A 6,018-nucleotide genomic window follows, 5' to 3' on the forward strand; every position below is an offset into this window, starting at 1 on the left:
ACTTAATATGTGTGTATTAGGTGATAGCTCTGGCTGTTGCCTTTTTATTTTATAATAATATACTTATCATTAATATTTATAGCATTTCTAAAATAACTTCTTTATATATACTTTTAATTTCAAACTTATCTACCTCCTCTTTAAAATATTTTGTTAATCGTCAGAACTCTTATTAAATCTTATAATTTAATTATACAACTTTAAAGTTGTTTTGTAAACACTTTTACAACTTTAAAATTGTTTTTATAAACCTAAAAATTTATAAAAAATAGACTAGTATAATTCTCCTAGTCTAATTTTTATAAGCTTATGCCGAGTTCAAATTTTGCACTCAGCTATTCTTCATCACAATAAATAACTTCTTAAGTTATACTCCATTTACCTTCCATACATATACTCCCATATAAAATTATACACTACCTATTACTTTTTGCCACTTCCCTATCTCTTTAAAAATATTACTAATACAATTTTTAAGTTGTTTTACTTAACTTTATAATTTATAATAGGATTGAGGAGTGGTATTATGGATATAACTAAAAAGATTAATGTAATGTTGGCTGAAACAGGAAAGAAACAAACCGATCTTGCAAAGAAAATAGGAACTAGTCAACAAAACTTGAATGCTAAATTTAAACGAAATAACTTTACAGTCGCAGATATGCAGCTGTATGCTGATACTTTAGGGTATGAGCTCATAATTGAATTTAGAAAAAAAGATTAATTTAATAGATCATAACTCGGCGGTTATATTTATAGAAGACTGGATCAGGATATTATTATCCTGCCCCAGTCTTTTACTTCTTGTAATATATTTTTTATTAGGTTAGTTTCCCTCATGAGAAATAATACAGTTCCTGCTGATACTATTTCTGCTAGAGTAAGTGGTGGTACTATGGATGTAGCTAAAAAAGTTACTATTCTATTAGCCTATACATGAAATAACTTAAATAATCTTGCAAGAAAAATAGAAACTAGTCAGTAAAACTTATATAATAAATTTAAAAGAAATAAGTATCGACTTCATGATTCGGCGGTATATGCAATAACAAAAAGGTTAAGCCAGGATAATTAGTTATCCTGGCTTAACCTTTTTGCTATTGCATATATAACTGTTACAGTGACAGAGTTTCCAGCTTGTTTATATAATTGACTATCCGAGTTAACTTCCTTTGCCCTATAAAAGTATTCATCAGGAAATCCTTGTAACCTGAAACATTCAATAGGCATAAGTTTTCTTATTCTTTTTCTTGTAATAGTAGCTTGATTACATGTGCATGTTAATGTTTTAGCTATATTTTTCCCAACTCGTCCCCTTCTTGTTGCAGATCCTAAATATGCTAAAGAAATACTATCTCCATTTTTAGCCTCAGCATATCCCTTCTTCGTTGCTTCCTTTATTAATACTCCATGTTTATCCTGTGATGTGAGAGTATACATAGGTTCATCATTTCCCCTAAATCTTCTACCATTTTGTCTCTTATTTACTCTATCTGGTGTTAATACTGGATGAACCATAACTTGAATAGGTCCTTTGTAATCCCTAGCCATAACAGTTGGTGCTAACCCTTTCTCATCATAAACTCTAGCCCTATTATGACCAGATTTACTTGTATTTCCAACTACATATAATCCTGTTTTAGCCCCTTGACCTCCTCCATTTGCCTTCAATGTTCTTGATAATCCTATGGCATCATAAACTCTTTGTGCATCTGATCCTGGTATTACTTGTTTAAGAGTAGTTGGGCTGTTTTCTCTTCTGATAGGAAATACTTTTCTGGTACGTCTACCTCTAAGATGTCCAATAATGAACACCCTCTCCCTACTTTGTGCGACTCCGTAATCTTTTGAGTTAAGCACTTGCCATTCTGCATCATACCCAGCTTCGTCCAAGCTAAAGAGAATACTGGCAAAATCCCATCCGCTATTGATTGATAACAAGTTTTTAACGTTCTCAATGAGCAATATTGAGGGCTTATTTTCTTCTTTTTGGCTTTTGATGAGTTTAATAACCCTGTAAAATAATCCAGATCTTGTTCCTTTAAGTCCTTTTCGTTTCCCTGCCACTGATATGTCCTGGCATGGGAACCCCATACACCATACGTCTGATCTTGGTATTTCTTCTGGCAAAACTTCTGTAATGTCTTCTGCATTCCATTCCTCCTTCTTTGGGTTATGCATTACTTCATAACTTCTATTCGCAAATTTATTATTCTCACAATGGCCCAAACACTTATGTCCTGCCATTTCCATACCTAATCTAAATCCTCCGATTCCAGAAAATATATCTATGAAAGTTAGTGCCATATTCCCTCCTCATATAAAAATTTGTTCATTTTAACTATATAAATTCCTTGATTAATTACTTTATATCACATTTATTAAGGCGCTAATTCCCTATGTTCGCTCAATAAAAATCAATTTACTAGTCTTTTATAACCGATAAGACTCGGCGGTATTTTCATCCCAAAAAATAAAAAGACCCAGCTAAAGTTATCATTAATTTAGCTGGGTCTTTTTATTGCATAACCCCATAAGACTACAATATAGGTTTAGGAAACTTACTTAAATCATTTGAGTATTCAACTTTTATAGTGCTTATAAGACTAAAAATATATAATATATAATCTTAAAATTAGTACTTCTAATGTTGTTATCTCGTATCATCTTAGGATCATGAACTAACCACTTGAACTTTTGGTCTAAATATTGTTGCATTTCCGTTATCAAAAGTAACATGACCTGTAAAATCTACATTTGTGATAATATGCTCTCCCTCAAATTTCCACTCTCTTGAGTAAGAACCACTGCCACCTTTTAAAATAATTACTGTATCACCTATCTTTGTTCCTATTTCTTCAACAACCTTTTCTAATTTTTGTCTATGATAATATTCTTCATCAATCTGTGAACTTAACAACTTTATTTTTCTTCCATCTTTAGTTGTTGCAACATATAAATCATCACTATCGCCAGTATGTTTTACATCATAATAAAAACAACCGCCTTTTAAAGTTTCACCATAAAACTCGTTCTCTTTATCTATAACCTTAATATCAAACATATTTGCTCCTCCTTACTTCGCAATCTCTACATATGATGTATTAACCACCACATATATTAATTAACCAATCATTTTTATTAACTTCTTATAGGTTTCTATATTATTGTTCCTTAATAGCATCGTTAATTTTAAAGTTGTAGAGAAATATACATTACTTCTTTTTGAAATTTTAATTATCTCTAACAATGTAAAATTTAATGGGTTATCATCATCCTTATCTTTAAAAAAATCATTATTTACTACGGCAAAAAATATTTTTAATGTATCCTTTTTTCCAAGTGGTTTAATTTCTTTCCCTTTGCAGTTATTATCTGTATAACACCCGTTATGATCATTCCATTGTAAAAATTCTAAAATTATTTTTCTTTCTTCATTATTTATTTTCATATTCTTAGCAGCTATTACAAGCTTATGATCTCTAACATTTTAAACCTTCTCATACCCTCTTTAATCCTCCTTAAATTTAGGTTTTATTTATTACTTTTATTAGCTTGTACTTCATGATATTTACCATCTTCACGTTCATTTAAGTTTGAATTAGTTCCTGAAGCACAATATCCATTCATGTCTAAGATCTTTGATTTATATATGCCACACACATTATTAAGCCTATGATTGCATTCTTCACACAAAACTTTATTATCACTTTTAAAATAAAAACTATCATCTCTCTCTAAAATTTTTATTACACCTAACTCTATAAGAGATAAAAGAAATTTTTTCTCATCATTAATATAAATCTTTAATATATTGTCAACTTCATTATCAACTTCATAATCACTATCACTAATATCTGCAGCATAATTGTTCTTTATTATGCCAAACTCTTCATCATACACAACAGCATCGATTCCATATGCTAATGCCTTCATACATTCTGATCTTGCAAGCTTAACTCTTAAATGCCAATCATCATTCTCATCTTCAGCATCACTATACTCCTTTATAAGTATATTTAATAGTCCTCTTATAGAATCACTCTCACCTACCATGCCATCGAACCCTATTAATAGCGGTAACTTTGCTATCTTAACTTCTCCTTGTCTTAGATTTGGATCAAATAACAACCTATGTATACTCACTATACCATCTCCCTTATACTATAATCTCGAATATATCGAGTCACTAATTTCATTTCCATATACTAACTCTATTCCATCTTTAGTCAAAAAAAAGTAGCAAGAGTTATCGGAATATAAGTCAATTTTCTTTATAGCTAATCCTTTATTAACTAAATCATTCCAAGCTTCATTATCTTTCTCACAAAAAAACCTGTTCTTATAAGGCTTCTTACTATAATTAAGTCCAACCGCTCTCCTCATTTCATTTAGTTGCTTGTCACTAACAAGCCATAATTTTTTCCATAATTTTTTAAATTCTATTAATCTTTCATTCGTTGTAATAACATCATATCTTTTACTTAAATAATCGATTCCTACCTTATCAATTTCCTTAGGAGGAGCTGACCATAAGCTCTTATATATGTTTCCATCTATACTCAAAAAAACATTATATCCCCTATCAACTTTTTCATACCATAGTTTCATTTTCTCCCCCCTATCCCCATTTAAATACCTCTTCTAATTTTAAAGTTATTTATATCAATAACTTTTCCTTCACTTAAGAATTGATTTATATCAACAATCTCCTGTATAATCCACAGTCTACCTGACATAACATTTTCTATTGTTCTCTGTATAACTTTTTTCTCATAACCTTCTTTACTTAAATATTCAGTCACTAATTGTTGGATCTTACTCTGATTTTCTTTACTTAATTCACAAATAAAAATATTAGAATTCATAATATATTTATTCTTACGAATTTAAAATGCCTTTCATTTTATTCTTGAGCCTAGCTAATAATAATGTATTTTCATTTGTATCTAAAATATCTAAAAATTCAATATTGCTTGTGAATACCTTTCCTTTATTCCTACCATTAATCACTTTTACTACTACTGCTTTTACTATTGGATATCCCTCTAATTCAATATTATTAGGTTCACTTTCTATTAATAACTTTTCATCATTAACCTCAAGTTGTCTTTTGTATTCTCCTCTTACTTGTGCTACTTTTCCTTTTATATTTTCCATCTTAAATACCCCTTTATAAAAAATACTTCCTATATCTAAATCTATATATATCTTCATTATTATTTTATATTATTGGATATAATATATTTAACTTATGTGTAATTACTCCAAAACTGAATCCTAGTATAAGCATAATTTTTATTAACCATTTAGAACTTATATATATAATTGGATTACTCATCATCAATTCTTTTTCAAACTTACAATAAACTAAATCTCCAAATTTCTCAGAACTACTTTTAATTCTTATAGATAGACATTTCTTAAGAATCATAATATTTGTCATTGGAATCAATAAATATACTATATAAATAAATTCTCCAAACTTATTAGCAAATGGTACTACTCCTCCAAGGATTATAAAAATATATATTCCATATAAATATAGTTGACAAATAAATGCTAATACCCTCATTACAGTAAAACCTATAATAATTCCTCCATTAAACTTAAGTTGATTTTTATATTTATCTTTTACCATTGCTACTTTTCTTTTTATATACTCCATCTTAAAACCCCCAAGATTATATTAATTATTCATCATTTATTCCTTATTGTTTCAATAAATTACTTTTAAACTTTTTGATAAATGAACAATTATAAGTAAAAATAAAAAGTAATTCAATTTTTTTATAACTTTTACCCTATATGGGTATATTGTTCTTTTATATTCTATTAACTTTTATAAACTTATAAAGGTTGATAGAGATATAGATATAAAATAATTATACTTAATGCAATTGATATTATAGAAAACAATATACACTCTCTTTTTATCTTTATATTAGTCTTTTTTATAATTCCATTTATGAATATTCTCTCTATAAAAATAATTAATGAAGTTATAAATTGTAATAC

At 28.4% G+C, this 6,018-nt stretch carries 9 protein-coding genes; 1 reads left to right on the forward strand and 8 read right to left on the reverse strand.

Features of this window, described 5'->3' with window-relative positions; translation table 11 throughout:
- Positions 1 to 526 precede the first annotated feature (526 nt).
- Positions 527 to 724, forward strand: coding sequence for a helix-turn-helix domain-containing protein (locus BR69_RS0112230; protein ID WP_027633448.1), 198 nt, complete (start codon positions 527 to 529; stop codon positions 722 to 724).
- 347 nt (positions 725 to 1,071) lie between these two features.
- Here the strand turns inward: BR69_RS0112230 and BR69_RS0112240 are convergent, their stop codons facing one another.
- The 8 genes from BR69_RS0112240 to BR69_RS0112275 form a co-directional block, all read right to left on the reverse strand.
- Positions 1,072 to 2,307, reverse strand: coding sequence for a DNA cytosine methyltransferase (locus tag BR69_RS0112240; RefSeq protein ID WP_027633449.1), 1,236 nt, complete (start codon positions 2,305 to 2,307; stop codon positions 1,072 to 1,074).
- Positions 2,308 to 2,674: 367 nt separating this feature from the next.
- On the reverse strand, positions 2,675 to 3,064 hold the full coding sequence (locus BR69_RS0112245) for a hypothetical protein (protein ID WP_027633450.1): 390 nt from the start codon (positions 3,062 to 3,064) through the stop codon (positions 2,675 to 2,677).
- Between the two features lie 60 nt (positions 3,065 to 3,124).
- A complete protein-coding gene (locus BR69_RS0112250) occupies positions 3,125 to 3,451 on the reverse strand; it encodes a hypothetical protein (RefSeq protein ID WP_034849848.1) in 327 nt (108 codons plus the stop codon).
- A gap of 83 nt (positions 3,452 to 3,534) precedes the next feature.
- Positions 3,535 to 4,146: a hypothetical protein gene (locus tag BR69_RS0112255; RefSeq protein ID WP_027633452.1), complete on the reverse strand. Its 612-nt coding sequence runs from the start codon at positions 4,144 to 4,146 to the stop codon at positions 3,535 to 3,537.
- Positions 4,147 to 4,164: 18 nt separating this feature from the next.
- Entirely contained in the window at positions 4,165 to 4,611 is a 447-nt protein-coding gene (locus BR69_RS0112260) for a hypothetical protein (RefSeq protein WP_027633453.1), read from the reverse strand.
- Positions 4,612 to 4,631: 20 nt separating this feature from the next.
- A complete protein-coding gene (locus BR69_RS0112265) occupies positions 4,632 to 4,868 on the reverse strand; it encodes a hypothetical protein (protein WP_027633454.1) in 237 nt (78 codons plus the stop codon).
- A gap of 13 nt (positions 4,869 to 4,881) precedes the next feature.
- Complete coding sequence (locus BR69_RS0112270; protein WP_027633455.1) at positions 4,882 to 5,160, reverse strand: hypothetical protein; 279 nt, start codon at positions 5,158 to 5,160, stop codon at positions 4,882 to 4,884.
- Positions 5,161 to 5,224: 64 nt separating this feature from the next.
- Complete coding sequence (locus BR69_RS0112275; RefSeq protein ID WP_027633456.1) at positions 5,225 to 5,668, reverse strand: hypothetical protein; 444 nt, start codon at positions 5,666 to 5,668, stop codon at positions 5,225 to 5,227.
- Positions 5,669 to 6,018: the final 350 nt, after the last annotated feature.

This window comes from Clostridium hydrogeniformans DSM 21757 (assembly GCF_000686705.1).
Lineage (GTDB): Bacteria > Bacillota > Clostridia > Clostridiales > Clostridiaceae > Clostridium_Z > Clostridium_Z hydrogeniformans.

Coding starts and splice junctions, on each gene's coding strand:
- BR69_RS0112260 (WP_027633453.1), bottom strand. CDS start 4,611: ATGAAACTATGGTATGAAAAAGTTGATAGGGGATATAATGTTTTTTTG.
- BR69_RS0112270 (WP_027633455.1), bottom strand. CDS start 5,160: ATGGAAAATATAAAAGGAAAAGTAGCACAAGTAAGAGGAGAATACAAA.
- BR69_RS0112250 (WP_034849848.1), bottom strand. CDS start 3,451: ATGAAAATAAATAATGAAGAAAGAAAAATAATTTTAGAATTTTTACAA.
- BR69_RS0112230 (WP_027633448.1), top strand. CDS start 527: ATGGATATAACTAAAAAGATTAATGTAATGTTGGCTGAAACAGGAAAG.
- BR69_RS0112240 (WP_027633449.1), bottom strand. CDS start 2,307: ATGGCACTAACTTTCATAGATATATTTTCTGGAATCGGAGGATTTAGA.
- BR69_RS0112245 (WP_027633450.1), bottom strand. CDS start 3,064: ATGTTTGATATTAAGGTTATAGATAAAGAGAACGAGTTTTATGGTGAA.
- BR69_RS0112275 (WP_027633456.1), bottom strand. CDS start 5,668: ATGGAGTATATAAAAAGAAAAGTAGCAATGGTAAAAGATAAATATAAA.
- BR69_RS0112265 (WP_027633454.1), bottom strand. CDS start 4,868: ATGAATTCTAATATTTTTATTTGTGAATTAAGTAAAGAAAATCAGAGT.